This is a genomic window from Mesorhizobium sp. 113-1-2 (assembly GCF_016756475.1).
Classification (GTDB): Bacteria; Pseudomonadota; Alphaproteobacteria; order Rhizobiales; family Rhizobiaceae; genus Mesorhizobium; species Mesorhizobium loti_C.
The window spans coordinates 105,519-130,442 of sequence record NZ_AP023242.1 but is presented as its reverse complement, the minus strand read 5'-3'; the positions used below and the strand labels follow the sequence as shown (position 1 = coordinate 130,442).

General features: G+C 63.5%; 24 protein-coding genes. 7 read left to right on the top strand and 17 right to left on the bottom strand.

Going from position 1 to position 24,924, the window contains the following annotated elements; genetic code table 11:
• Nucleotides 1-18: 18 nt before the first annotated feature.
• The gene (locus JN279_RS00600; protein WP_446720413.1) at nucleotides 19-1,725 is read right to left on the bottom strand and encodes a long-chain-fatty-acid--CoA ligase; all 1,707 of its coding nucleotides are present in this window, start codon (nucleotides 1,723-1,725) and stop codon (nucleotides 19-21) included.
• Here JN279_RS00600 and JN279_RS38105 point away from each other — a divergent pair.
• The 6 genes from JN279_RS38105 (at nucleotide 1,670) to JN279_RS00575 (ending at nucleotide 7,769) form a co-directional block, all read left to right on the top strand.
• Nucleotides 1,670-2,353: a hypothetical protein gene (locus tag JN279_RS38105; RefSeq protein ID WP_244734828.1), complete on the top strand. Its 684-nt coding sequence runs from the start codon at nucleotides 1,670-1,672 to the stop codon at nucleotides 2,351-2,353. The genes JN279_RS00600 and JN279_RS38105 overlap by 56 nt on opposite strands.
• Before the next feature lie 177 nt (nucleotides 2,354-2,530).
• Nucleotides 2,531-4,129, top strand: a complete 1,599-nt coding sequence (locus tag JN279_RS00595; protein WP_202351735.1) for an ABC transporter substrate-binding protein — start codon at nucleotides 2,531-2,533, stop codon at nucleotides 4,127-4,129.
• 43 nt (nucleotides 4,130-4,172) lie between these two features.
• Nucleotides 4,173-5,180, top strand: a complete 1,008-nt coding sequence (locus JN279_RS00590) for an ABC transporter permease subunit (RefSeq protein WP_096453191.1) — start codon at nucleotides 4,173-4,175, stop codon at nucleotides 5,178-5,180.
• Nucleotides 5,180-6,091, top strand: a complete 912-nt coding sequence (locus JN279_RS00585; protein WP_096453192.1) for an ABC transporter permease subunit — start codon at nucleotides 5,180-5,182, stop codon at nucleotides 6,089-6,091. The genes JN279_RS00590 and JN279_RS00585 overlap by 1 nt, the downstream gene beginning before the upstream one ends.
• On the top strand, nucleotides 6,091-6,942 hold the full coding sequence (locus tag JN279_RS00580; protein ID WP_096453193.1) for an ABC transporter ATP-binding protein: 852 nt from the start codon (nucleotides 6,091-6,093) through the stop codon (nucleotides 6,940-6,942). The genes JN279_RS00585 and JN279_RS00580 overlap by 1 nt, the downstream gene beginning before the upstream one ends.
• Nucleotides 6,939-7,769, top strand: a complete 831-nt coding sequence (locus tag JN279_RS00575; protein WP_096453194.1) for a dipeptide ABC transporter ATP-binding protein — start codon at nucleotides 6,939-6,941, stop codon at nucleotides 7,767-7,769. Before JN279_RS00580 ends, JN279_RS00575 begins: the two co-directional genes overlap by 4 nt.
• A gap of 36 nt (nucleotides 7,770-7,805) precedes the next feature.
• On the opposite strand, the gene JN279_RS00570 is transcribed toward JN279_RS00575, so the two are convergent.
• From JN279_RS00570 to JN279_RS00550, 5 genes are all read right to left on the bottom strand, one after another.
• On the bottom strand, nucleotides 7,806-9,071 hold the full coding sequence (locus JN279_RS00570) for a cysteine desulfurase-like protein (RefSeq protein ID WP_096453195.1): 1,266 nt from the start codon (nucleotides 9,069-9,071) through the stop codon (nucleotides 7,806-7,808).
• Between the two features lie 37 nt (nucleotides 9,072-9,108).
• Entirely contained in the window at nucleotides 9,109-9,783 is a 675-nt protein-coding gene (locus JN279_RS00565; RefSeq protein ID WP_096453196.1) for an amino acid ABC transporter permease, read from the bottom strand.
• Nucleotides 9,784-9,935: 152 nt separating this feature from the next.
• A complete protein-coding gene (locus tag JN279_RS00560) occupies nucleotides 9,936-10,733 on the bottom strand; it encodes an ABC transporter substrate-binding protein (protein ID WP_096453197.1) in 798 nt (265 codons plus the stop codon).
• A 90-nt stretch (nucleotides 10,734-10,823) separates the two neighbouring features.
• Nucleotides 10,824-12,023 (bottom strand): pyridoxal phosphate-dependent aminotransferase, encoded by a 1,200-nt coding sequence (locus JN279_RS00555; RefSeq protein WP_096458450.1) that lies wholly within the window; start codon nucleotides 12,021-12,023, stop codon nucleotides 10,824-10,826.
• A gap of 187 nt (nucleotides 12,024-12,210) precedes the next feature.
• A complete protein-coding gene (locus JN279_RS00550) occupies nucleotides 12,211-12,972 on the bottom strand; it encodes an HpcH/HpaI aldolase family protein (RefSeq protein ID WP_096458453.1) in 762 nt (253 codons plus the stop codon).
• 123 nt (nucleotides 12,973-13,095) lie between these two features.
• Between JN279_RS00550 and JN279_RS00545 the strand changes: the two genes are divergently transcribed.
• A complete protein-coding gene (locus tag JN279_RS00545) occupies nucleotides 13,096-14,187 on the top strand; it encodes an LLM class flavin-dependent oxidoreductase (protein WP_096453198.1) in 1,092 nt (363 codons plus the stop codon).
• Between the two features lie 34 nt (nucleotides 14,188-14,221).
• On the opposite strand, the gene JN279_RS00540 is transcribed toward JN279_RS00545, so the two are convergent.
• The 11 genes from JN279_RS00540 to JN279_RS00490 all read right to left on the bottom strand — a co-directional run bounded on the left by JN279_RS00540 (nucleotide 14,222) and on the right by JN279_RS00490 (nucleotide 24,847).
• Nucleotides 14,222-14,617, bottom strand: a complete 396-nt coding sequence (locus tag JN279_RS00540; RefSeq protein WP_096453199.1) for a RidA family protein — start codon at nucleotides 14,615-14,617, stop codon at nucleotides 14,222-14,224.
• A 64-nt stretch (nucleotides 14,618-14,681) separates the two neighbouring features.
• Nucleotides 14,682-15,830 (bottom strand): acyl-CoA dehydrogenase family protein, encoded by a 1,149-nt coding sequence (locus JN279_RS00535; protein WP_202351734.1) that lies wholly within the window; start codon nucleotides 15,828-15,830, stop codon nucleotides 14,682-14,684.
• A gap of 210 nt (nucleotides 15,831-16,040) precedes the next feature.
• The gene (locus JN279_RS00530; RefSeq protein ID WP_096453202.1) at nucleotides 16,041-16,853 is read right to left on the bottom strand and encodes an enoyl-CoA hydratase family protein; all 813 of its coding nucleotides are present in this window, start codon (nucleotides 16,851-16,853) and stop codon (nucleotides 16,041-16,043) included.
• On the bottom strand, nucleotides 16,850-17,320 hold the full coding sequence (locus JN279_RS00525) for a MarR family winged helix-turn-helix transcriptional regulator (protein ID WP_027043615.1): 471 nt from the start codon (nucleotides 17,318-17,320) through the stop codon (nucleotides 16,850-16,852). Before JN279_RS00525 ends, JN279_RS00530 begins: the two co-directional genes overlap by 4 nt.
• Nucleotides 17,314-18,087, bottom strand: a complete 774-nt coding sequence (locus JN279_RS00520; protein WP_096453203.1) for an SDR family NAD(P)-dependent oxidoreductase — start codon at nucleotides 18,085-18,087, stop codon at nucleotides 17,314-17,316. The genes JN279_RS00525 and JN279_RS00520 overlap by 7 nt, the downstream gene beginning before the upstream one ends.
• Nucleotides 18,084-20,378: a bifunctional salicylyl-CoA 5-hydroxylase/oxidoreductase gene (locus JN279_RS00515; protein ID WP_096458456.1), complete on the bottom strand. Its 2,295-nt coding sequence runs from the start codon at nucleotides 20,376-20,378 to the stop codon at nucleotides 18,084-18,086. The genes JN279_RS00520 and JN279_RS00515 overlap by 4 nt, the downstream gene beginning before the upstream one ends.
• A 245-nt stretch (nucleotides 20,379-20,623) precedes the next feature.
• A complete protein-coding gene (locus JN279_RS00510) occupies nucleotides 20,624-21,223 on the bottom strand; it encodes a VOC family protein (protein ID WP_096453204.1) in 600 nt (199 codons plus the stop codon).
• A gap of 77 nt (nucleotides 21,224-21,300) precedes the next feature.
• Nucleotides 21,301-22,137, bottom strand: coding sequence for an ATP-binding cassette domain-containing protein (locus JN279_RS00505; RefSeq protein WP_096453205.1), 837 nt, complete (start codon nucleotides 22,135-22,137; stop codon nucleotides 21,301-21,303).
• A complete protein-coding gene (locus JN279_RS00500) occupies nucleotides 22,130-23,008 on the bottom strand; it encodes an ABC transporter ATP-binding protein (protein ID WP_096453206.1) in 879 nt (292 codons plus the stop codon). The genes JN279_RS00505 and JN279_RS00500 overlap by 8 nt, the downstream gene beginning before the upstream one ends.
• Nucleotides 23,005-23,874 carry an ABC transporter permease gene (locus tag JN279_RS00495; RefSeq protein ID WP_202351733.1) on the bottom strand — a complete coding sequence of 290 codons (870 nt, stop codon included), beginning with the start codon at nucleotides 23,872-23,874 and terminating at the stop codon, nucleotides 23,005-23,007. Before JN279_RS00495 ends, JN279_RS00500 begins: the two co-directional genes overlap by 4 nt.
• Nucleotides 23,840-24,847 carry an ABC transporter permease gene (locus tag JN279_RS00490; RefSeq protein WP_096453208.1) on the bottom strand — a complete coding sequence of 336 codons (1,008 nt, stop codon included), beginning with the start codon at nucleotides 24,845-24,847 and terminating at the stop codon, nucleotides 23,840-23,842. Before JN279_RS00490 ends, JN279_RS00495 begins: the two co-directional genes overlap by 35 nt.
• Between the last annotated feature and the right edge of the window lie 77 nt (nucleotides 24,848-24,924).

Genomic DNA, 24,924 nt, shown 5'->3' with positions numbered 1-24,924 from the left:
CGCCGACAGAATCTCCTCTCACGAGGCGCGCAGCGCCCGCCGCAGGATCTTGCCGACCGGCGTCTTCGGCAATTCGGTCCTGAACTCGATGTATTTGGGCCGCTTGTAGCCGGTCAGGTTCTCGCGGCAGAAAGCGGTGATGGCTTCCACGGTCAGGGCTGGATCCTTCTTGACGATGAACAGCTTCGGCACTTCGCCCGAATGCTCGTCCGGCACGCCGATCGCCGCCACTTCGAGAACGCCCGGATGCATCGCCACGACCTCCTCGAGCTCGTTCGGATAGACGTTGAAGCCCGAGACCAGGATCATATCCTTCTTGCGGTCGACGATCTTGGTGTAGCCGCGCGCGTCCATGAAGCCCATGTCGCCGGACTTGAAGTAGCCGTCCTTGGTCATCACCTTGGCGGTCTCGTCAGGCCGGTTCCAATAGCCCGCCATCACCTGCGGACCCCTGATGCAGATTTCGCCGACCTCGCCGAGCGGCAGATTGTTGCCGTCGTCGTCGCGGATGGCGATTTCCGTCGAGGGCAGCGGCAGGCCGATCGTGCCGGTGAACTCGCCGGAGCTGAATTTGTTGGCCGTCGCCACCGGCGAGGTTTCCGACAGGCCGTAGCCTTCGGTGACAGGGCAGCCGGTCAACGCCTTCCAGCGTTCGGCGACGCCCTTTTGCACCGCCATTCCGCCGCCCAGTGTCAGCACCAGCGGCTTGAAATCGAGTTTGCGGAAATCCTCATTGTTGAGCAGCGCATTGAACAGCGTGTTGAGGCCGGGAAAGATGTGGGCCGGATACTTTGCCAGTTCCTTGACGAAGCCCGGAATGTCGCGCGGATTGGGAATGAGCACGTTGCGAGCGCCTTGCTGCATGCCCATCAGTGCGTTCACGGTCAGCGCGAAGATATGATAGAGCGGCAGCGCGCAGATGAAGTTCGGGTGCGCGGGTTTCGGCTTGATCGTATAGGCGTCTTCCATCCACTGCGCGTTCTGCATGACATTGGAGAGCACATTGCTGTGCAGCAGCGTGGCGCCCTTCGACACGCCGGTGGTGCCGCCCGTATATTGCAGGAAGGCGACGTCGTCGGCTGCGACCTTGGCTGGCTTGAAGCCAAGGCCGGCGCCGGCCTTCATCGCCGCGTTGAACTTGACATGCCCGGGCAGCGACCATGCCGGCACCATCTTCTTCACGCGGCGCACCACGAAGTTGACGATGGTGCCCTTGAGGCCGCCGAGCATGTCGCCCATGGCCGCCACCACGACGTGCTTGACCGCGGTCCTGGCGACTACCGCCTGCAAGGTGTTGGCGAAGTTTTCCAGGATGACGATGGCTTGTGCGCCGGAATCCTTGAGCTGGTGCTCCAGCTCGCGCGGCGTGTACAGCGGATTGATGTTCACCACGACATAGCCGGCGCGCAGGATGCCCATCATCGCCACCGGATATTGCAGGACGTTCGGCATCATCAGGGCGACGCGCGCCCCCTTTTGCAGCCCCTTCGATTGCAGGTAGGCACCGAAGGCCGCCGACAACTGCTCGACATCGGCGTAGCTGATGGATTTGTCCATGCAGGTGAAAGCCGGCTGGGCGGAAAATTGCTTGCAGGCGGCGACCAGGAAATCGCCGATCGAACTGTAGGGCAACGCACCGATCTCAGCCGGCACATTTTTCGGATAGCTCTTGAGCCATGGCTTTTCGGGCAGGCCGGCCGCAAGTTCCGCCAGTGCCTTCGGCAGCCCCTTGGTGGCAGCCGGCGCCGGCTTCGATGTCGGCGCTGCCTTTGCTGGCGATGTGGCCTTCGTTGCCCCAGTCTTTGTGGGAGAAGTCTTTGCCGGAGAAGCCTTTGTCGGAGAAGTCTTCGTCGCAGAAGTTTTTGCCGGGGTGGCTTTCACGGCTGGCTTCGCAGCGGCTTTGGCGGTGCTGGCCGCTTTTGCCGCCGGTGCTGTCTTGGCAGGCTTTGCCTCCGCCTTGGCGGTCGCGGCTTTGGCGGCAGCTTTACCTTGCCCGTCGGCGGCGGCTGGTTTCGACACTGCCTTGGCCGACGCTTTCACCGGCGCCTTCGATGCTTTTGCCACCCGTTCCTCCCTAGCAATTCTTGTTCGCCGTCTGGTCGCCTGTGCCGCGCTTGCCTCCGAATTGACAGAGACATCCTCCGCTGCGGCCAGCATATCCATCTATGTATTGCCTCTATCGGCGGCGGTGCAAGTCTTGCCCCTGCGGCAAGGCGCCGAAAGATTTGCCGCCGAAAATCTTTCCCGTCGGCGACACTTGGAACCGGCATCTTTCCACATCGACGATCGGATGAAGGCGGACGCGGCATCGATGTCGCCAGATGCCAGATCAATAAAAAAATGCGGTCGTTAACAATCTCGTGAGTGGAAAAAACTGCTAATTTTTTCTGCCGTTTAGCAAAATGACGGATTTTTTTCCTGCTTCCCGCGGGGTAAGCAAACGGGGTGTTCCAAAGCCGGAAAAACGGTGCTTATATGCGCGCTTCGCGAGCCTGATAGAGGGGCTTGGAAGAACATCAGGGAGTGCTCAATGAAAAAGAAACTCGCTTTTGCGGCCGCGTTGCTGGCTGCAAGCGTCCTGAGCGGCATGGCCAATGCGAAGACGCTTGTCTATTGCTCGGAAGCGTCGCCGGCCAATTTCGATCCGGGTACGACGACCGGCGGCAACGACTTCGATGCCTCGTCGCGTACCGTCTATTCGCGTCTGGTCGAATTCAAGCATGGCGGCACCGAGGTCGAGCCCGGCCTCGCCGACAAGTGGGAAATCTCGGACGATGGCCTGGTCTATACGTTCCACCTGCATCCGGGCGTGAAGTTCCAGACCACCGACTATTTCAAGCCGACGCGTGACCTCAATGCCGACGACGTCGTCTTCTCCTTCGACCGCCAGTTCAACAAGGCGAATCCCTGGAACGGCGACAAGTATCTGCCCAACCTGACCTGGGACTACTACACCGGCATGGACATGCCGAAATACGTCGCCAAGTGGGAAAAGGTCGACGACCTGACCGTCAAGCTGACGCTGACCGAGCCGAACGCGCCGATGCTGGCCAACCTTGGCATGGACTTCGCGTCGATCGTGTCGAAGGAATATGCCGACCAACTGGAGAAGTCCGGCAAGATGGCCGATTTCTCGACCAAGCCGATCGGCACTGGTCCTTTCCAGTTCGTCGACTACCAGCTGGATTCGGTCATCCGCTACGCGGCCCACCCGGATTATTTCAAGGGCAAGGAGAAGATCGACGATCTCGTCTTCGCCATCACGCCTGACGCGACCGCCCGCATCCAGAAGGTGCTCGCCGGCGAGTGCGACATCGCTCCCTATCCGAATCCTGCCGACATCGGCACGATCAAGGCCAACAACGACGTGACCCTGATGGATCAGGCCGGCCTGAACATCGGCTATATGAGCTACAACACCACGATCCCGCCGCTCGACAAGCCTGAAGTGCGCCACGCGCTCAACCAGGCGATCGACCGGGAGGCGCTGATCAAGTCGCTGTTCCAGGATGCCGGTGCCACGCCTGCCGAAAACCTGATCCCGCCGACCATGTGGTCGTGGAACAAGGATGTGAAGGCCGACGCCTATAATCCGGATGCGGCCAAGAAGGTGCTTGAGGCTGCCGGGCTGAAGGAAATCCAGCTCTGGGCTTCCGATCGCGTTCGTCCTTACAACCCGAACTTCCAGCGCGCCGCCGAACTGATCCAGGCCGACTGGGCCAAGGTCGGCGTCAAGGCCGAGATCGTCAACTACGAGTGGACCAAGTATCGCTCGGAGGGCAAGAAGAAGGACCGTCCCGGCGCGTTCCAGATTGGCTGGACCGGCGACAATGGCGATCCGGACAACTTCTTCGCCACCCTGTTCGCTTGCTCCGCCATCGGCGTCTCGAACTACTCCAGCTGGTGCGACAAGGACTTCGAAGACCTGATCCAGAAGGCCAAGAAGACCAGCGACCAGGCCGAGCGCGCCAAGCTCTATGGAGAGGCGCAGGTCGTCTTCCAGAAGCAGGCTCCGGCCTTCCTGCTGGCGCATAGCCAAGTCTACGCGGTGGTGCGCAAGAATGTCAGCGGTTTCATGATGGACCCGCTCGGCATTCACCGCTTCGACGGCGTCGACAAAGCCGAATAAGACATTGAGTGGGGCGGTGCTCTAGAGCGCCGCCCCCTTTGCCATGCTCAAATATATTCTTCACAGAATTGCACTTTTGATCCCGACGCTAGTCGGCATCACTATCTGTGCCTTCGCCTTCGTCAGGCTGCTGCCCGGCGATCCCATCCTTGCCATGGCCGGCGAACACGGCGTGGCGCCCGCGCGTTACGAGGAACTCAAGGAACAGTTCGGCTATAATCTGCCGATCTGGCAGCAATACGCACGCTATGTCGGCGAGGTCGCGACCGGTGATTTCGGGGTCTCGATTTCGTCCAAGCGCCCGGTACTTGAAGAGTTCAAGACGCTCTTCCCGGCGACGCTGGAACTCTCGTTCTTCGCCATGATTTTCGCCATGTTGCTCGGCATCCCGGCCGGCATCTTCGCGGCCGTCAAGCGCGGCTCGTGGTTCGACCAGTCGCTGATGGGCACCGCGCTCGTCGGCTACTCCATGCCGATCTTCTGGTGGGGCCTGCTGCTGATCATCTTTTTCTCCGGTTATCTCGGCTGGACACCGGTTAACGGCCGCATCGACCTGCAGTACTTCTTCAAGCCGATCACCGGCTTTATGACCATCGACACCTTGCTCTACGGCAAATGGGATGCATTTCGCTCGGTATTGCGGCATCTGGTGCTGCCGACAATTGTGCTCGGCACCATTCCGCTGGCTGTGATAGCGCGCCAGACGCGCTCCGCCATGCTCGAGGTGCTGGGCGAGGACTACGTGCGGACGGCCCGAGCCAAAGGGCTTTCGTCGGCCCGAGTCATCGGCGTGCATGCTCTGCGCAACGCACTCATCCCGGTGGTCACCACCATCGGCCTGCAAGTTAGTACGCTGCTCGCCGGCGCCATCCTTACCGAAACGATCTTCTCCTGGCCCGGCATCGGCAGGTGGATGGTCGAGTCAATATCCAAGCGCGACTATGTTGTCGTGCAGTCTGGCCTGCTCTTGATCGCCCTTGTCGTCATGGCCGTGAACCTGATCGTCGATGTGCTTTATGCCGTCATCAACCCACGCATAAGGGCGGCGTGATGAGCCAATCGACCGAAATCACCCCGATGGCCGCTGGCAACCCGGATCGCCTCACCGGCTTCAGGACCTTCTGGCATTATTTCTCGGTGAACCGGGGCGCCGTGATCGGCCTGTTCGTCTTCATCCTCTTGGTGCTGGCGGCGCTGTTTGCGCCGCTGCTCGCGCCCTATGCGCCCGACATCCAGGACAAGACCGCTTTCTTGAGGCCTCCGGCCTGGCAGGCCGGCGGTAGCGCCCAATATCTGCTCGGCACCGACCCGGTCGGGCGCGACATCCTTTCACGCCTGCTCTATGGCGCGCGCTTCTCGTTGCTCATCGGCGCGGTCGTGGTCACGCTGGCGCTCGCCGGCGGCATCACGCTCGGCCTGCTGGCTGGGTATTTCCGTGGCTGGGTCGACGTGGCGATCATGCGCGTCATGGACCTGATCCTGGCCTTCCCGTCGCTGTTGCTGGCGTTGGTGATGGTCACCATCCTCGGTCCCGGCCTGTTCAATGCGATGCTGGCCATCGCGCTTGTGCTGCAGCCGCATTTCGCGCGCCTTGTGCGCGCCGCGGTGATGGCCGAGAAGAGCCGCGAATATGTCGTGGCGGCGAAGGTCGCCGGCGCCGGCCACATCAGACTGATGTTGCGCACCATCCTGCCCAATTGCCTGGGGCCGCTGATTGTCCAGGGCACGCTGTCCTTCTCCAACGCCATCCTCGAGGCCGCCGCCCTAGGCTTCCTCGGCCTTGGCGCCCAGCCACCGACGCCCGAATGGGGCACGATGCTCGCTTCGGCGCGCGAGTTCATCCTGCGCGCCTGGTGGGTGGTGACCTTCCCCGGTCTTGCGATCCTGATCACCGTGCTTGCCATCAATCTGATTGGCGACGGCCTGCGCGATGCGCTCGACCCGAAACTGAGGAGGTCGTGATGGCGCTGCTGGACATTCAGAATCTCGTCGTCGAGTTCCAGACCGCATCCGGTCCATTCCGTGCCGTCGATGGCGTGTCGCTCCATGTCGACGAGCGCGAAGTGCTGGCGATCGTCGGAGAATCTGGCTCGGGCAAATCGGTCTCGATGTTGGCGGTGATGGGCCTTTTGCCATGGACCGCCAAGGTCACCGCCGACCGTATGAGTTTCAACGGCCGCGACCTCCTGAAGCTGAGCCCTGCCGACCGCCGCAAGATCGTCGGCAAGGACATGTCGATGATCTTCCAGGAGCCGATGGCCAGCCTCAATCCCTGTTTCACCGTAGGCTTCCAGATCGAGGAGGTGCTGCGTTTCCATATGGGCATGGACGGTGCGCAACGCCGGGAGCGCGCCATCGAACTCCTGACGCAGGTCGGCATTGCCGAGCCGGCGGAACGGCTGAACTCGTTCCCGCACCAGATGTCGGGCGGCCAGTGCCAGCGCGTCATGATCGCCATCGCCATTGCCTGCAATCCGAAGCTTTTGATCGCCGACGAGCCGACCACCGCGCTCGACGTCACCATCCAGAAGCAGATCCTCGATCTCCTGGTCTCGCTGCAGGCCAAATACGGCATGGGGCTGATCATGATCACCCACAATATGGGCGTGGTGGCCGAGACCGCCGACCGTGTCATCGTCCAGTACAAGGGCCGCAAGATGGAAGAGGCCGACGTGCTGTCGCTGTTTGAATCGCCGAAGAGCAACTACACCCGGGCGCTTTTGTCGGCACTGCCGGAAAACGCCGTCGGCGACCGGCTGCCGACCGTCTCCGACATGCTGTTCGAGCCGGCGCCCTCCGGAGCCGCAGCATGACCAAGGTCGTCGAAGGCAAGAATATCGTGCGCGACTATCATGTCGGCGGCGGGCTGTTTCGCGCGCAGCGCACCGTGCATGCGGTCAAGGGTGTCTCGTTCGGCGTCGACAAGGGCAAGACGCTGGCCATCGTCGGTGAGAGCGGTTGCGGCAAGTCGACACTTGCCCGCATCATCACGCTGATCGATCCCGCGACTTCGGGTGAACTGTTCATCGACGGCAACAAGGTCGACATCGCCAAGGATGGGCTGAGCAAGGAGATGCGCCGCAAGGTGCAGATCGTCTTCCAGAACCCGTATGGCTCGCTCAACCCGCGCCAGAAGATCGGCGACGTGCTGGGTGAACCGCTGCTCATCAACACCGGCAAGCCGGCCGAGGAGCGGCGCGACCTCGCCATGAAGATGCTGAAAAAGGTCGGCCTCGGCCCCGAGCACTACAATCGCTATCCGCACATGTTCTCGGGCGGCCAGCGCCAGCGCATAGCCATTGCCCGCGCGCTGATGCTGAACCCGAGCCTCTTGGTGCTGGACGAGCCGGTTTCGGCGCTCGACCTGTCGGTGCAGGCGCAGGTGCTCAATCTGCTCGCCGACCTGCAGGACGAGTTCCAGCTGACCTATGTCTTCATCAGCCACGATCTGTCCGTGGTGCGCTACATCGCCGACGATGTGATGGTGATGTATTTTGGCGAGGCGGTCGAATACGGCTCGCGCGACGAGGTCTTCTCAGACCCCAAGCACAGCTACACCAAAACGCTGTTCGCCGCGACGCCGCGCGCCGATGTGGCCAGCATCAAGGCGAGGCTGGCGAAGAAGAAGGCGGCGGCCTGAGGCTGCGCGCTGCAGCCGCCAGGCCACCGTCTTCGATCACGACAGCTTGGCGATGATGGCGCGCAGCGCTTCGCCGAAACGGCGGATTTCCTCGACCGTGTTGTAATGCACCAGCGAGGCGCGGATGGCGCCGCTGTCCATCGACAGATTGAGGCGCTTCATCAGCCGCGGCGCGTACATGTGGCCGTCGCGGATACCGATCTGCATCTCGGCCATTTCCTCGACGATCCGCTGCGGCGAGAGCTTGCCGATGTTGAAGCAGAAGGTCGGCACGCGTTCGTTGATGCGGGCCTCGTCGGCAACGCCGTAGATGGTCGCGCCGCAGCCTTTCAGCACGCCAAGCATCTCGCGCGCCAGCAGCAGCTCATAATCGCGGATGGCGCCCATGCCGGCGACGATGTTTTCGCGCCGCGAGCGGTTGTTGGACGGCGCCAGGTTGCGGCCGATCAGTTCCAGATACTGCACGGCGGCATCCATGCCTGAGACATTTTCGTAGATGAAGGTGCCGGCCTCGACCTTGTAGGGAGGTTCGTCGGGGATGAAATCCTCGCGGAAAGTCGGCAACCGCTTCAGCGTGTCGAAGCGGCCCCAGAGAAAACCCATATGCGGTGAGAAATTCTTGTAGCCGGAGCAGACGAGATAGTCGCAATCCCAGGCCTGCACGTCGATCAGGCCGTGCGGCCCGTAGTGGACGCAGTCGAGGAACACTTCGGCGCCGGCCGCGTGCGCGATCCCGGCCACCGAAGCGACATCGACGATCGAGCCGATCGAATGCGCCGTCACCGTGCAGGCGACGAGACGGGTGCGGTCGGAGACCAGGGGCTTGAGATCGTCGACATGCAGATTGCCGTCCTCGCGCATGCGCCACCACTTGAACTTGGCGCCGGCGGATTCCAGCGCCAGCCAGGTCGCGATGTTGGCGTCATGGTCCATGTCGGTGATGACGATCTCGTCGCGCTCCTGCAGCATCTGGCCGATGCCGAGGCTGACCAGGCGGATGAACGAGGTGGCGTTCATGCCGAAGCAGATCTCCGCCGGACTATAGGCGTTGATCAGCAGCGCCACGCTTGTCCGGGCGTCGGCGACCGACTGGTCGACGGTGACGCTGCGGCCATAGCGGCCGCCGCGCTGCACATTGTGCGAAACCAGATGGTTGGTCACCGCGTCGAGCACGCTCTGCGGGATCTGCGCACCGGCGGCATTGTCCATGAAGATGAAATCGCCGGCTCGCTGCAGAGCGGGAAACATGGCGCGGATGGTGGCAACCGGGAAGTCGCCGGCGGCGGTCTGGGGATTGCTCAAGGGTGGTCTCCTGCGAAGTGTTTTTTTGCGGCCGGGGTCAGCGCGTTTTTTCGGTCTTGAAGCGGTCTTCAAGCAGGCTGACGAGGCGAACCATCGGCCAGAGGAAAATGAGATAGACGAGTGCGGCGCCGATCAGCGGCGAGGGGTTGGCGTAGAGCGACTGCGCGTTGGTTGCTTCCTTGAGCAGTTCCGGCAGCGCCACGGTCGAGGCGAGCGAGGTGTCCTTGAACATCGAGACGCAGTTGCTGGTCATCGGCGGGATGACCACGCGGATCGCCTGCGGCAGCACCACCTTGCGCAAGGTCAAAAGGAACGGCAGGCCAAGCGCCTGCGATGCCTCGAATTGGCCTTTCGGAATGCTCTCTATGCCGGAGCGGAACACTTCCGCCGAATAGGCCGACATGATGATGGCGAACGCCGTCACGGCGGAGGCCCAGGACGACAGGCGGATGCCGAGGAAGGGCAGCGCGTAATAGATCAGGATCAGCACCACCAGCACCGGCAGCGCGCGAAAAATGTCGGTGTAGCCAACCGCCAGCCAGCGCAGCGGCTTGGGCGCATAGAGCCGCAGCAGGCTGATCACCAGGCCGATAGGGATGCCGATGCCGATGCTCAAAATGCCGAGCAGCAGCGTGTTCAGGAAGCCGCGCAGCAGCGCCGGCAGGCTGGACGCAATGACATCGGGATTAAAGAAGGTGTCGATCAGCGACATGGGAGCGTTCCCGCACCCCAGAGCAGAGGGTGCTCAAGTTAAAACCAATCGACCGTGCCTACGGTGAGGCGGTCCATGCGGCAGCCAGCGCCAAAGCGTGAAATGAATCGTGCCGGCCTGGAAAAGCCGGCACGATTTCAGTGCATCGCCGCTCAGGCCTTCGGCAGCGGCATTTCCTTGACGGTCGAGGAGTCCGCCGGCGCGTCGCTGCCGAACCACTTCTTGTGGATCGCGGCCAGCGTGCCGTCCTTCTTCATCGCCGTCAGCGCGTCGTTCAGCTTGCCGAGCAGCGGATGGTCCTTGGTCATCATCAGGCCGTACTGTTCGCCGGTCTTGATGCGCTGCTTGACCTTCAAATCCTTCATCTTGGTGAAGGAGTATTCCATGCCGGGAATGTCGCTGACGGCGGCGTCGACGCGGCCGGCGCTAAGGTCGAGCAGCAGGTTCTGCTGCGTGTCATAACCCTTCACGTCGCTGAAGCCATCGGCTTCCTGATGTGCCTTGACCCAGGTTTCGCCAGTCGAGCCGGACAGCACGCCGACGATCTTGCCCTTGAGATCGGCCTCGGTGTTGACAGCGCTGTCGGTCTTGGTGGCGATGCCCATGTCGGAATCATAATAGGGCTGCGTGAAGGACTGCGACTTCAGCCGCTCCGCCGTGATTGTGATCGAGGAGATGGCGACGTCGATGCGCTTCGAGGTGGTAGCTGCGAACAGCGCCTGGAAGCCGAGATCGGCGATGTCGGTGGTCATGCCGATGCGCTTGGCCGCCTCATTGACGATATCGACTTCAAAGCCCTCGAAAGTGCCGCTCTCGTTCTTGTATTCGAAGGGCGGATTGGTCGGGTAGGCGCCGACATTGAGCACATCGGCGGCATAGGCGGTTGCTGGTCCGGCGACGATGCCGATGGCGGCAGCGAGCAGGATGATATTGCGACGGTTGATCTGCATGGGTGGTCCCTCTGGGGTGTTCCCTCTGGTTGTTGATCGGACGGGGCTCGCCCCGCACGGTTTCTTGCCGCCCCACCTCCCAGCGGGGCGTCAATTCATGGCAGCGACCATGCGGTCAAGCGCGGTCGCTATCTGGTCGCGGTCACGGCAGACACACATCCGCAGGAAGGCCGTTGCCGAACTTCCGAAGAGATGGCCGGGTGCCAGCCCGACGCGTGCCGTCTCCAGGATTTTGGCGCAGGCCTGGCGGGCGTCGCTTTCACCTTCCATGGCAAAGAAGGCATACATGCCGCCACGAGGTTTCGTCGGCAGGATGATGCCGGGAATCTGTGCCAGCCTGTCATAGGCGAGATCGAGGCCGGTCCTGATGCGCTGCCGGATTTCTTCGACCAGCGGCTCGCCCTGGCGGATCGCCGCGACGGCACCGGCCTGGATCGGAGCAGCGGTACCGCTGTTGACATACTGCGTCATGGCGCCGAGTTGGTCGGCCACGCCCGACGGATGCGTCAGCCAGCCGATGCGCCAGCCGGTCATCGCCCAGGCCTTGGAGAAGCTGTTGACCGACAGCACCCGGTCGCCGTCCTCGGCGATCTGCAGGATCGAGGGCGCGACATCGCCATCGAAATAGAGCCGGCCATAGACCTCGTCGGAGATGATCCAGATGCCGGTGCGACGGCTGAAGTCGAGCAGGGCTCGCATCTCCTCGGCCGACGCAGTCCAGCCGGTCGGGTTGGAGGGCGTCGACAGGAAGATGGCGCGGGTGCGGGCGTCGCAGGTGGCAAACAGCCGGTCGAGGTCGAGGCGCCAGTCCCCCCTGAAGTCGAGCGAGAACGGCCGCGGCTCGCCGCCGATCAGATGGATGGCATTATGGATGTTGGGCCATTGCGGCGCGACATAGACGACATTGGTGCCGGTATCGACGAGCAGTTCGAGCGCCAGATACAGCGCCTGCATGCCGCCCGGTGTGACGGTGGTGCGTGCGATGGGGATGGAGCGGCCATGGATGCGCGTCTGGTATTCCGACAGCGCCTCGTTCAGCGGGCCGTGGCCGCGCATGTTGGGAACATAGAAGGTCAGCCCTTCATCGAAAGCGGCCTTTGCCGCGTCGCGGATGAAGGCGGGCGTGACCATGTCGCCTTCGCCGTACCAGAGCGCGATGACATCGCCCAATTCACGTGCACGAACAGCGAGGTTGGCGATGTTCTCGGTGTGCAGATCGCGGATCTGGGCGCGCACGCCGTCGAACGCATAGCGCGCGCTGGACGATGACTGGGGCAGTATGAACGACAAGGACTGAACCCCTCCCACCCGGAGCACCACGATGGACTGCCCGAAAAGCCCCTCCGGCACGGCAGTCACCATCGACTTCGGATGCTATCCAAAGTGCCGCGCTTTTCAAGGCAAAAGTTTTAAGCTTAAAAAGTTTCGCCCGGCTGTTGCGCCGCCGATACGCCCTTTTTGCCTGGCTGTGCCCGTCTCATGCCAGTTCATCGCGCGCCGCGGCGCAGTTGGCCGCGGTGCCGGCGCCAAGAAACATCGTGTCGCTGGCCAGGATAAAGAAGCTGGCGCCGAAGGCAGCCCATTGGCCGACAGGCTGCGGACTGGCGCAAAATATGCCGGCGGCCTTGTCGTGTGCGATCGTTGCGCCGATGATCGTGCGGATCGCCGCATTGAGCTTCTCGGCGCCTTTCGGTCCGATCGCGTCGATCGACACCGAGAGATCGCCGGGGCCGACGAAGACCACATCGAGGCCGTCGACGGCCGCGATCGCATCGATGTTGGCGAGCCCTTCCGCTGTCTCGACCTGGACCGCCACGACGGTCCTGTCATTGGCGCCGGCCAGATATTCGGGAATGCGATAGCCATAGCCGGCAGCCCGGCCAGGTCCGACGCCGCGCTCGCCGAGCGGCGGATAGCGACATGCCTTCACCGCCGCCTCCGCCTGGGCGGCGGTCGAGACGCGCGGCACCAGCACGCCTTGCGCGCCGCTGTCCAGCGCTGCCTGGATCGCTTCCGGCCCATGGCCGGGAACGCGCACCATCGCCGGTACCCGATGGACGTCGGCCGCGCGCACCATGGCCTCGATCATGTCGCGCGAAATCTGGGCATGCTCCCAGTCGATGCAGAGGAAATCGAGGCCGGCCAGCGCCATCACTTCGACCGCGACCGGATGCGGAATGGCGGCGAAGGAACCGACGATGTTCGTCTTGCCAATGCATTTCTGACGAAACTCGCTCATGCCGATCCCCTTTTTCGTGTGGCCCAAATTCATAGCCGCAATCGGCGGCAAGGCGAAGCTATTTCAGGCTTGAAATATTTTGCCGCGGGCCTAGCGTGTGGTCTCCCGCCGCGAGTTCCCGACATGATCAAAGCCCATCCCCTGCACGGCCCGAACAAACTGAAGCTCGGCGTCTTCTCGACCAACGCCGATGGCGGGCTTGCCATCACCGATGTGCCGGAGCGCTGGACGGCAAGCTGGCAGGACAATCTGACGGCGGCGCAAATCGCCGACCGCGCCGGGCTGGAATTCATGCTGCCGATCGCCCGCTGGCGCGGCTTTGGCGGCCGCAACAAGGTGCGCGAGTGGTCGTTCGAAACCTTCACCTGGGCGGCGGCACTTGCCGTGGCCACCGAGCAGATCGGCCTGTTCATGACCGTGCATGTGCCGCTGGTGCATCCGCTCTACGCCGCCAAGGCGCTGGCGACGGTGGATCACATCAGCCAGGGCCGCGCCGGCCTCAACATCGTCTGCGGCTGGAACCCGAAGGAATTCGGCATGTTCGGCACGCCGCTGGTCGAGAAGGGTTACGACCAGGCAGCCGAGTGGATTGAAATCCTTGAGAAGCTTTATGCGTCGGCCGAGCCGCTCGACTACGAAGGCACTTACTATCGCCTGAAGGAGGCGGTGAGCCGGCCTGCCAGTCTGCAGCTTCCTCGTCCGGTGACGATGAACGCCGCTTTCGGCGGCCCGGGCCGCGATTTCGCCGCCGCCCGCTGCGACTATCTGTTCACGACCTTTTCCGAAATGAGCGACGCCGGCAAGCATGTCGCCGATATAAGGGAGCGGGCCGACAAGGTCGGCCGCGACGTCGGCGTCTACACCGTGGCGCATGTCGTGTGCCGTCCGACGATGGAAGAGGCGCAAGCCTATTACACGCGCTACGCAGCCACGCTGGCCGACCATGAGGCGGTCGACGCCCATATGGCCGGCAAGAAGGAATTCTCGCAGTCGCACGACCCGCACGCCTATGACCGCTACCGCCAGCGTTTCGCCGGCGGCGCCGGCACCTATCCCTTGATCGGAACGCCGGAAACGATCGCCGCCGACATGGCCGCGATTGCCGGGCACGGCTACCAGGGCATTGCGCTCTCCTTCGTCAACTACACGCAGGAATTGCCCTATTTCTGCGACCACGTGCTGCCGATTTTGAGGAAGGCTGGCCTGCGCGCATGAATTATTCCGGGCGAGCGACTATTCCGGAGATTGGTTATTCCGGGATAACGGCGGTGGCCTGGATCTCCACCTTGGCGCGATCCTCGACCAGCGCCATCACCTGCATGGCGGCCATCGCCGGGAAATGCCGGCCGATCACCTCGCGATAGGCCTCGCCGATCCCCCTGAGATTGGCCAGATACTCGGCCTTGTCGGTGAAATACCAGGTCATCGAGGTGATGTGCTGCGGCATGGCACCGGCCTCGGCCAGCACCGCGACGATGTTTTGCAGCGTCTGCCGCACCTGGCCGACAAAGTCGTCGGTTTCGAACCGGCACTGCCCGTTCCAGCCGACCTGTCCACCGACGAAGATGAGCCGCCCGCGTGCCGCGACACCATTGGCGTAGCCGACCGGTTTGGCCCAGCCTTCCGGCTGCAAAATCTCATGCATTCATGCCTCCCGGTATTTCCGCAAAACCAAGTCTCAAAATCGAATACTCTTCAATTTCCCGTCGTCAGGCCGCGCCCATCACTTGCCGCGCGATGACCACCTTCTGCACGTCGGAAGCGCCCTCATAGATGCGCAGTGCTCGAATCTCGCGATACAGACTCTCGACGATGTGCCCCTTGCGCACACCGTCGCCGCCATGCAGTTGCACGGCCTTGTCGATCACCTCTTGCGCCTTGTCGGTGGCGAACAGCTTGGCCATCGCCGCCTCGCGGGTGACCCGCGCCGCACCCATGTCCTTGGTCCACGCGGCGCGGTAGACCAGCAGCGCGGCCGCATCGACGTCTAGCGCCATGTCGGCAATATGGCCTTGCACCATCTGCAGTTCGCCCATAGGCGCGCCGAACAGTTTGCGCTCTGCCACCCTCTTGATGCTTTCATCCAGCGCGCGGCGGGCAAAGCCAAGGGCTGCCGCACCAACGGTCGAGCGGAACACGTCGAGCACCGACATGGCGATGCGAAAACCGTCGCCGGGCTTGCCGATCAGTGCGGCGGTCGGCAGGCGGACCTGGTCGAAGGACAGCCGCGCCAGCGGATGCGGCGCGATCACTTCGAGGCGTTCGGCGATGCCGAGGCCCTTGGCATCGCCCGGCACGATAAAGGCCGAGAGCCCCTTGGCGCCCGGTGCTTCGCCGGTGCGGGCAAAGACGATGTAGAGATCGGCAATGCCGCCATTGGAAATCCAGGTCTTTTCGCCGGTGAGCACATAAGCGTCACCGTCGCGGGTCGCCGTCATCTCGGTGTTGGCGACATCCGATCCCGAGCGCGGTTCCGACAGGGCGAAGGCCGAGATCGCCTTGCCGGCGCGGGTCTTGGTTAGCCACTGCTGCTGCTCCGCCGTGCCGAACAGGCTAAGCGCACCGGTGCCAAGCCCTTGCATGGCGAAAGCGAAATCGGCGAGACCGTCATGGCGCGCCAGCGTCTCGCGCGTGATGCACAAAGTGCGGACGTCGAGGGGGCCGGGATTGTCAGTGTCGACAGCTGTCGGTTTCAGCCAGCCGTCCTCCCCGAGTTTTTGCACCAGCTCGCGACAGGCGGCATCGACGTTATGGTGATCGACGGGCAGGTTTTTCGCGCACCATGCTTCCAGGCTTTCGGCCAGCTCACGATGACGGTCTTCGAAGAACGGCCAGTTGAGGAAGGAACGGTCAGGCATGTTGGGAACCTTCCGCGTGCTGGTGCGAGGCACCCCCCTCTGTCCTGCCGGACCTCTCCCCCGCAAGGGGGGAGATTGGCAGTCTTGCCGACGGCCTCGACCTGGCAACGTTGGAGATAGGCGAAGACAGGACGTACAGCTGATCTCCCCCCTTGCGGGGGAGACGGCCGGCAGGCCAGAGGGGGGTGCCTGGGCGAAAACCGCTCATCCTCAATTCCCCTCGAACACCGGCTTTTCCTTGGCCACGAACGCCTTGTAGGCGCGCTCGAAATCGCGCGTCTGCATACAGATCGCTTGCGCCTGCGCTTCCGCCTCGATCGCCTGGTCGAGACCCATCGACCATTCCTGGTTCAGCTGCGTCTTGGTGATGCCGTGCGCGAAGGTCGGGCCGGAGACGATGCGCGCCGCCATGTCGAGCGCGTCGGCTTCGAGTGCCGCCGCATCGACCAGCCTGTTGTAGAACCCCCAGCGCTCGCCTTCGGCTGCCGTCATGGTGCGGCCGGTGTAGAGCAGTTCGGCGGCGCGGCCCTGGCCGATGATGCGCGGCAGGATCGCGCAGGCGCCCATGTCGCAGCCGGCGAGGCCGACGCGGGTGAACAGGAAGGCGGTCTTGGCTTCCGGCGTGGCGATACGGATGTCGGAACTCATGGCGATGATGGCACCGGCGCCGACCGCGACGCCATCGACCGCGGCGATGATCGGTTTGCCGCAATTCAGCATCGCCTTGACGAAATCGCCGGTCATGCGGGTGAAGGCCAGAAGCTGCTTCATGTCCATCTTGACCAGCGGGCCGATAATGTCGTGGACATCGCCGCCGGAGCAGAAATTGCCGCCATTGGAGAGGAACACCACGGCGTCGACATCGTCGGCGTAGACGAGGTCGCGGAATGTGTCGCGCAGTTCCGCATAGCTGTCGAAGGTCAGCGGGTTCTTGCGCTCCGGCCGGTCGAGCCGGACCTTGGCGATCCTGCCCTCGACCTCCCACAGGAAATGCTTCGGCTTGAGGTTGGCCATCGCGGTCATTCGCGTCCCTCCCAGTTGCTGCGGAACGAGGTCAGCATGCCGGTCAGCCGGCGGGCATCCTCTTCGCTGACCTTGCCCAGCAATTCGCCGATCCAGCCCTCATGCGCCGCGGCGATGGTGGCAAAGGATTTGGTGCCTTCGTCGGTCAGTCGCACCATGGACGTGCGGCGGTCACCATTGCGGCGCGCGCGGGCGACCAGTCCCTCTGACACGAGCCGGTCGACAATGCCGGTGACATTGCCGTTGGAGACCAGCAGGAAACGCGACAGGTCGCTCATCAGCATGCCTTCCGGCACGCGGTAGAGTGCGGCCATCACATCGAAACGCGGCAGCGTCGTATCGAATTCTTTCTTCAAGCGTTCACGCAGTTCGGCCTCGATCGTGCGCGAGGCGCGCAGCAGCCTGATCCACAGGCGCAGCCTGTCCTTGCCGGGTCCCGACGGCGCGGGCAGGGGGCCGGCTACCATGTTTCGCCTCCTGAGATCGAAATTGCCTGTCCGGTGATCGATGCCGCCGCATCGCCGCACAGCCACAGCACGGCGGCGGCGACTTCCTGTGGCTGGATGAAGCGGCCTTGCGGATTGGTCGAGGCAAGGCTCGCCCGCGCCTCACCGGCCGAGCGGCCGGTCTTTTCGACAATCCGCTGGATGGATTCTTCCAGCATGTCGGTCTCGACGAAGCCCGGGCAGACCGCATTGACGGTCACGCCCGATTTCGCCGTCTCGGCGGCAAGCGCCCGCATCAGTCCGACGACGCCATGCTTGGCGGCCACGTAAGGCGCGACATAGGCGTAGCCCTTCAACCCAGCCGTGGAGGCGACGAATACGATCCGTCCCGATTTCCGCGCGGCCATGCCGGCCAGCGCCGGCTTCACCGTCAGGAAGGCTCCCGTCAAATTGACGTCGAGCGTCTTTTGCCAGTCGGCGAGCGTGGTCTTGTGCGTCGGCGTGCTGCCGGCCATGCCGGCATTGGCAATGACGATGTCGAAGGTCCCGCGCGCGGCTTGCGCCGTCTCATAGAGCGAGGCCATGGACGCCTCATTGGTAACATCGGCGGCGATGCCGAAAATGCCTTCGCTTTCGCCGGCCGTTTTTGCGAGTTCTGCTTCGCGGCGGCCGCAGATGGTCACATTGATGCCGGCGCCAGCCAATGCCAGTGCGATGGCCCGGCCGACGCCGGAGCCGCCACCGGTGACCAGCGCGTGCTTGCCGGAGATCGCTGTTGCGGCCGTCATACTTTCAGCCCCGCGGCGGCATCGCGCTCGGCCAGCCGGTAGATCTGGTCGCGCCCGGGCAGATAGGGATCCGGCCATTTGACGCCGCGGTCGCCAAGCGTCACCGCCGCATGCAGCGTCCAGTAGGGATCGGCAAGATGTGGCCGTGCCAGTGCCACCAGGTCGGCGCGGCCGGCCATCAGGATCGAATTGACATGGTCCGGCTCATAGATGTTGCCGACCGCCATCGTCGCCATGCCGACCTCGTTGCGGATGCGGTCGGAAAACGGCGTCTGGAACATGCGGCCGTACACCGGCTTCGCCTGCGCCGAAGTTTGCCCTGCCGAGACGTCGCAGATGTCGACGCCGGCCTCATGCAGCAGCTTTGCGATCTCCACCGCGTCGGCGGGTGTGACGCCTTCGATGCCGACCCAGTCATTGGCCGAAATGCGCATCGAGATCGGCTTCTCCGCCGGCCATGCGGCGCGCACCGCATGGAAGATTTCGAGGGGATAGCGCATGCGGTTCTCAAGCGAACCGCCGTAGTCATCCGTGCGCCGGTTGGTGACCGGCGTGATGAAGGACGATAGGAGATAGCCATGCGCGGCGTGGATCTCGAGCATGTCGAAGCCGCAACGGTCAGCCATCTCGGCCGAGGCCACGAACTGCTCGCGCACCAGATCCATGTCGGCGCGGTCCATCGCCTTCGGCACCTGGTTTTCAGGCGACCATGCGACAGACGATGCCGCCATCACAGGCCAGTTGCCCGAGGCCAGCGGCACGTCGGTGCCTTCCCAGCCGAGCCGGGTCGAGCCCTTGGCGCCGGAATGGCCGATCTGGGCGCAGATCTTTGCCTCGGTCTCGGCATGGACGAAATCGACCAGCCGCCTCCACGCCACCTCGTGTTCAGGCGCGTAGAAGCCGGGGCAACCGGGCGTGATGCGCCCTTCCGGGCTGACGCAGGTCATCTCGATATAAACGAGGCCGGCGCCGCCCTTGGCGCGCTCGGCATAGTGGGTGAAATGCCAGTCGGTCGGACAGCCGTCGACGGCCTTGTACTGCGCCATCGGCGAGACGACGACGCGGTTGTTGAGCTTCATGTCGCGCAGCTTGAACGGCGCGAACATCGGCGCACGGCGCAGCCTGTTGCCGCCGGCGCCCGCCTGGCGCTGGAACCATTCTTCGGCGCCGCCCAGCCACTCGGCATCGCGCAGCCGCAGATTCTCGTGGCTGATGCGCTGCGAGCGGGTCAGCAGCGAATAGTTGAACTGCACAGGATCAAGACCAAGATAGCGTTCGACCTCCTCGAACCATTCCAGCGAATTGCGGGCCGCCGACTGCAGCTTCAGCACCTCGGTGCGGCGCGCGTCCTCATATCTACGGAAGGCTGCATCGAGGTCCGGCTCGGTCTCGACATACTCGGCCAGCGCCACCGCGCTCTCCAAAGCGAGCTTGGTGCCGGAGCCGATCGAGAAATGCGCCGATGCCGCCGCGTCGCCCATCAGCGCCAGGTTCTTGTAGGACCAGCGTTCGCACAGCACGCGCGGGAAATTGATCCAGGCCGAACCCCTGATGTGGTTGGCATTGGTCATCAGCGCATGGCCGCCGAGATGCTTGGCGAAAATGCGCTCGCACACCGCGATCGATTCCTGCTGCGTCATCGCGCCGAAGCCGAAGGCAGCCCAGGTCTGTTCGCTGCATTCGACGATGAAAGTCGCGGTCTCGCTGTCGAACTGGTAGGCGTGCGCCCACACCCAGCCATGCTCGGTCTTCTCGAAGATGAAGGTGAAGGCGTCGTCGAATTTCTGGTTGGTGCCCAGCCAGACGAACTTGCATTTGCGCGTATCGATGTCGGGCTTGAAGATGTCGACGAAGGTATTGCGCGCCCTGGAATTCAGTCCGTCGGCGGCGACGACGAGGTCATGCGTCTCCATGTACGGACGGGGATCGGCGATATCGGTCTCGAACATCAGCTTGACGCCGAGCTCGCGGGCGCGGCGTTGCAGCAGGATCAGCAGCCGCTTGCGGCCGATGCCGCAGAAGCCATGGCCTGACGAGACCGTGCGCACGCCGTCATGGATGACGGCGATGTCGTCCCAATAGGCAAAATGCTTCTTGATCCAGACGGCGCTGACCGGATCGTTTTTGGCGAGATTTTCGAGTGTTTCGGCCGACAGCACGACGCCCCAGCCGAACGTGTCGTCGGCGCGGTTGCGCTCGAACACCGTCACATCGTGCGCGGCGTCCCTGAGCTTCATCGAAATGGCAAAGTAGAGGCCGGCTGGTCCGCCGCCGAGAACCGCAACCTTCATCCGTGCGATCTCCTCTTCGCTTGCTGTCTCGTCCAGTATCGCGCTGGCGGCAAGATATTTCAAGCTTAAAGTTTTATATCGAAATCATTGTGCGGACATCGGCAGCGCGCTTGCGTGTCGCCCCGCAAGCGCGCGCTAGAGCAATTCCAGGAAAAGTGTGAACGGTTTTCCGTCCGGAATTGCGTCAAAACAAAAGAGCTAGAGCAGTCCACCGTTTCCGTGAAACGGTGGACTGCTCTAGCTGATCACTTTTCCGGGTTCTTCGGGCTCCACAGCACCGTCTCGGCACTCTTCTCATAGGCCATGCCGTCGGGATAGCTGATCGCTTCCAGTTGCAAGCCCCACGGCGCCTGGAAGTAGAGAATGGTCTGGCCGGCGGCGGGGCCTTCCTTGACCGGCAAAGGCCCCATGCGCGTCTTGACGCCCTTGCCGTCGAGATAGGCTTTGGCGGCGGCGACATCGTCGACATAGAGGGCGATGTGGAATCCGCCAATGTCGCTGTTCTTCGGCGTCAAATCCTTCTGGTCGGGCGCGGTGTATTTGAACAGCTCGATGTTCGATCCATAGCCGCAACGCACCATCGTGACCTGCTCGATGACCGCCTTGGGATCGACGCCCAGCAGATCCTGCATGAAGGTGCCTTTGTCGTCGGCGAACGGGCCGAACGACATCGCCTTTTTGCAGCCGACCACCTCGGTGAAGAAGTCGACCGCCTGCTTCATGTCGGGAACCGTGATGCCGGTATGGTCGTGGCCGCGCATGCCGGGGATTGAATCCGCCGAGGCCATGCCGACACTGCCAAGGACAGCGGCGGCGAGCGTTGCATTTCGAAGTATCGTCTTCATGTCAGTCCTCTCCATTGGCGGGACCTGGGTCTTTGCGCTCGCACGTCCGAAACCCGCTTTTCGGCATGCGTATGCCTTCACACCGGCGGCTTGGCCGCCGAAGGGATGTCCAGCCAGCCGGCGTCGATTTCAGGCAGCGGAATGGCTGCGATGAGGTCGCGCGTGTAGGCCTGCCTGGGATTGTCGAACAAGGCGTCGGTGGCGCTGGCCTCGACGATCAGGCCTTCGCGCATGACGATGACCTGCCGGCACAGCCGCCGGATCACCGACAGATCGTGGCTGATGAAGGCGACGGTCAGGCCCATCTCCGCTGCAAGCTTCTCCAGCAGGGTGAGGATCTGCGCCTGCGTCGACACGTCGAGGCCGGAGACGATCTCGTCGGCCAGAACGAATTTCGGTGACAGCGCCAGCGCGCGCGCAATGCCGACGCGTTGGCGCTGACCACCCGACAATTCGTGGCGGTAGCGTGTGGCGAAGCTCTGCGGCAGGCCGACCCGCTGCAGCGCTTCGGCGACTCGTTCCTTGAGCCTGTCGCCAAGCCCATTCTGCTTGAGCGGCGCGGCGATGATGCTGGCGATGGTGCGGCGCGGATTGAGCGACGACATCGGATCCTGGAAAATCATCTGCAGGTCACGGCGCAACGGTCGCAACTCCGCCTCCGGCAGATGGGTGATATCGCGGCCCTCGAAGCGGATACCGCCGGCGCTGGGTTCCAACAGCCGCACCAAAGCGCGGCCGAGCGTCGACTTGCCGGACCCGGATTCGCCGACGATGCCGGTCACCGAGCCCCTCGGCAGGTCGAAATCGAGCCCTTTCAAAATCTCGGCCAGCGGCGCGCGGCCGATCAGCGGCTTGCGTGTCATGTCGGGTAGCGCGACCTTCAGCCCGCGCACGGAAAACAGCGGCTCAACCATGGCTGGGCCTCCACGCCTGGTCTGCCGTCGCTATCTCCGCTGCAAGCCCGGCCAGCACCGCCTCATCCACCGGCTTCAGCGAGGCGAACGGGTCGGTGTAGCGCGGCGTCGCCGCCATCAGCGCCCGCGTATAGGGGTGTTGTGGCGCGGCGAAGAGCGCTGTCGTGTCAGCCTCTTCCACCACCTTGCCGGCATAGAGCACCGAGACCTTCTGGCTGATCTTGGCGACGACGCCGAGATCATGGGTGACGAACAGGATCGCCGTGCCGTGCTCGCGCTGCAACGCGGCGATCAGGCGCAGGATCTGCTTCTGCACGGTGACGTCGAGCGCCGTGGTCGGCTCATCGGCGACGATCAACCGGGGTTCGGCGGCGAAGGCGGCCGCGATCAGCACGCGCTGGCGCATACCGCCGGACAGCTCGTGCGGATAGCATTTCAGCACGCGGTCAGGGTCGCGGATCTGCACTTCGTCCAGCAATTGCCGGATGCGACTGTTGGCCTTCTCGCCACTCCAGCCGAGGATGCGCACCAGCCGGTCGGTCATCTGCGGGCCGATGCGGCGCGACGGGTTGAGCGCGGTCAGCGGGTCCTGCGGGATCAGCGCCGTGCGTGCGCCGACCAGCGTGCGCCTTGCCTTCGGCTGCAGCTTGCCGAGGTCTTCGCCCTCGAGCAGCATGTCACCTTCGACGATGCGCACGCTCGACGGCAACACACCGAGCACCGCCTTGCCGATCATCGTCTTGCCGGCGCCGCTCTCGCCGACCAGCGCGCGGACCTCGCCAGGCTGCACGGAGAGTGACACCGAGCGCAGCACGCGCTGGCCGTTCGGCAGCACGGCGCTGAGATTGGCGATGTCGAGACAGGCGCTCATCGCAGCACCGGGTCGAAACGCGCTTTCAGCGCCTCGCCGAACTGGCTGAACGACAGCACGGTGAGGATCAGCGTGATCAGCGGGAACACCAGCACCCACCAGGCCTGATGGATCGACAGCCGGCCCTCGGCGATGATGCCGCCCCAGGTCGGATCGTCGGTCGAGATCGACAGATTGACGAAGGACAGGATCGCCTCGACGATGACGGCTATGCCCATCTCCAAGGACAGCAGCGCCACGATCGACGGCACCACATTGGGCAGCACTTCGCGCAGCATGATGCCGATGCGGCCATAGCCGGCAATGCGGGCATTCTCGACATAATCCATGCGCGACTGGCCCATCGCCTCGGCGCGGATCACCCGGCAAAAGCGCGTCCAGTCGATGATGGCAATCGCCAGGATGACGGAACTGAGGCCTGTGCCCAGCACCGCCACCAGCAGGATGGCGAACAGCACCGGCGGAAACGCCATCCAGATATCGACGATGCGCGAAATGATGCGGTCGGCCCAGCCGCCGAAATAGCCGGCGATCAGCCCGAGCGTCGAGCCGACGAGGCAGGCGGCGATGGCCGCGGCGAAGGCGACGATGAAGGCGATGCGGCCGCCGAAGATCAGCCGGGACAAGAGATCGCGGCCGAGGCTGTCGGTGCCCAGCCAATAGCCGGGCTCGGCGCCCTCGAGCCAGAAGGGCGGCAGCCGCTCCAGCATCAGATCCTGCGCCAGCGGATCCTGCGGCGCGACAAGCGGTGCGAAGATTGCCGCCAGCAGCGCCAGCAGCAGCCAGCCGCCGGCGAGCCACAACCTGGGGCTCAGTCCGCGCCTTGAGGCCCTATCCATGGCGCAGCCTCGGATTGAGCAGCGCATACATCATGTCGACGGTGAGGTTGATCAGCACGAACAGCAGCGCGAAGACCAGCACGATGCCCTGGATGAGCGGCAGGTCGCGGTTGATGACGGCATCGATCGCCATGTTGCCGAGGCCTTCATAGGAAAACAGCCTCTCGACGATGACCGTGCCGCCGATGAGGAAGGTGAACTGCACGCCGACCAGGGTCAGCGTCGGCAAAGCGGCATTCTTCAGCGCCTCGCGCAGGATGACCTGCGTCTCAGAAAAACCCTTCACCCGCGCCAGCACGACATAGTCGAGGTCGAGCACTTCCTTCAGCGACTGTTTCAACAGCTGCGAGATGATCGCCGCCAGCGGCAGCGCCAGCGCTACCGCCGGCATCAGCATGTGTTTCAACAGGTCCCAGGTCAGGTCGAAGCGCAGCCGCAGCAGGCTTTCGAAGAAATAGAACTGGGTGACGAAGGGCAGGTCGAGCTGCGGCGACACGCGGCCGGAAATGTCGAAGATCGGCACCAGCACACCGAACAAAAGGATCAGCACCAGGCCCCACAGGAAATCGGGAATGGAGAGCGCCGCGCCGCTGGCGATGTCGATGCCGGCTTCCACCGCCGTGCCGCGTTCACGCGCGCCGAGGATCGCCGTTGTGCCGCCAAGCAGCACCGCCATGACAAGCGCGACGATGGCCAGCTCCAGCGTCGCCGGCAACCGGTTGAAGACGAGGCCGAGCACGTCCTGCCGCAGCGAAATCGAGGTGCCGAAATCGCCCCTGACGACACCGGACAGCCAGATGAAGAATTGCTGCACGATGGTCTTGTCGAGCCCGTAGAGCGCGCGCAGGCGGGCGATGTCGTCATCCGTCGCACCGGGCGGCAGCATCATGGCGATCGGATCGCCGGGCGCGACGCGGATCACGACGAAGACGACGACGGCCACGCCGAACAGCGTGATCAGCATCGTCAGAAGACGGATCAGGAATCGTTGCAGGAGCATGTAAATCTTTGCAGGAGCCCGCAGGCTCGTATGCCGCAGAAATGCGCGCCGTCGCTCTGGACGGCGCGCGGCAAGTC

What these genes read in the sequence shown, in the direction of transcription:
- JN279_RS00595 (WP_202351735.1), top strand. Translation starts at nt 2,531, where the DNA reads ATGAAAAAGAAACTCGCTTTTGCGGCCGCGTTGCTGGCTGCAAGCGTC.
- JN279_RS00590 (WP_096453191.1), top strand. Translation starts at nt 4,173, where the DNA reads ATGCTCAAATATATTCTTCACAGAATTGCACTTTTGATCCCGACGCTA.
- JN279_RS00585 (WP_096453192.1), top strand. Translation starts at nt 5,180, where the DNA reads ATGAGCCAATCGACCGAAATCACCCCGATGGCCGCTGGCAACCCGGAT.
- JN279_RS00580 (WP_096453193.1), top strand. Translation starts at nt 6,091, where the DNA reads ATGGCGCTGCTGGACATTCAGAATCTCGTCGTCGAGTTCCAGACCGCA.
- JN279_RS00575 (WP_096453194.1), top strand. Translation starts at nt 6,939, where the DNA reads ATGACCAAGGTCGTCGAAGGCAAGAATATCGTGCGCGACTATCATGTC.
- JN279_RS00565 (WP_096453196.1), bottom strand. Translation starts at nt 9,783, where the DNA reads ATGTCGCTGATCGACACCTTCTTTAATCCCGATGTCATTGCGTCCAGC.
- JN279_RS00560 (WP_096453197.1), bottom strand. Translation starts at nt 10,733, where the DNA reads ATGCAGATCAACCGTCGCAATATCATCCTGCTCGCTGCCGCCATCGGC.
- JN279_RS00550 (WP_096458453.1), bottom strand. Translation starts at nt 12,972, where the DNA reads ATGAGCGAGTTTCGTCAGAAATGCATTGGCAAGACGAACATCGTCGGT.
- JN279_RS00545 (WP_096453198.1), top strand. Translation starts at nt 13,096, where the DNA reads ATGATCAAAGCCCATCCCCTGCACGGCCCGAACAAACTGAAGCTCGGC.
- JN279_RS00540 (WP_096453199.1), bottom strand. Translation starts at nt 14,617, where the DNA reads ATGCATGAGATTTTGCAGCCGGAAGGCTGGGCCAAACCGGTCGGCTAC.
- JN279_RS00535 (WP_202351734.1), bottom strand. Translation starts at nt 15,830, where the DNA reads ATGCCTGACCGTTCCTTCCTCAACTGGCCGTTCTTCGAAGACCGTCAT.
- JN279_RS00530 (WP_096453202.1), bottom strand. Translation starts at nt 16,853, where the DNA reads ATGACCGCGATGGCCAACCTCAAGCCGAAGCATTTCCTGTGGGAGGTC.
- JN279_RS00525 (WP_027043615.1), bottom strand. Translation starts at nt 17,320, where the DNA reads ATGGTAGCCGGCCCCCTGCCCGCGCCGTCGGGACCCGGCAAGGACAGG.
- JN279_RS00520 (WP_096453203.1), bottom strand. Translation starts at nt 18,087, where the DNA reads ATGACGGCCGCAACAGCGATCTCCGGCAAGCACGCGCTGGTCACCGGT.
- JN279_RS00515 (WP_096458456.1), bottom strand. Translation starts at nt 20,378, where the DNA reads ATGAAGGTTGCGGTTCTCGGCGGCGGACCAGCCGGCCTCTACTTTGCC.
- JN279_RS00510 (WP_096453204.1), bottom strand. Translation starts at nt 21,223, where the DNA reads ATGAAGACGATACTTCGAAATGCAACGCTCGCCGCCGCTGTCCTTGGC.
- JN279_RS00505 (WP_096453205.1), bottom strand. Translation starts at nt 22,137, where the DNA reads ATGGTTGAGCCGCTGTTTTCCGTGCGCGGGCTGAAGGTCGCGCTACCC.
- JN279_RS00500 (WP_096453206.1), bottom strand. Translation starts at nt 23,008, where the DNA reads ATGAGCGCCTGTCTCGACATCGCCAATCTCAGCGCCGTGCTGCCGAAC.
- JN279_RS00495 (WP_202351733.1), bottom strand. Translation starts at nt 23,874, where the DNA reads ATGCGCTGCTCAATCCGAGGCTGCGCCATGGATAGGGCCTCAAGGCGC.
- JN279_RS00490 (WP_096453208.1), bottom strand. Translation starts at nt 24,847, where the DNA reads ATGCTCCTGCAACGATTCCTGATCCGTCTTCTGACGATGCTGATCACG.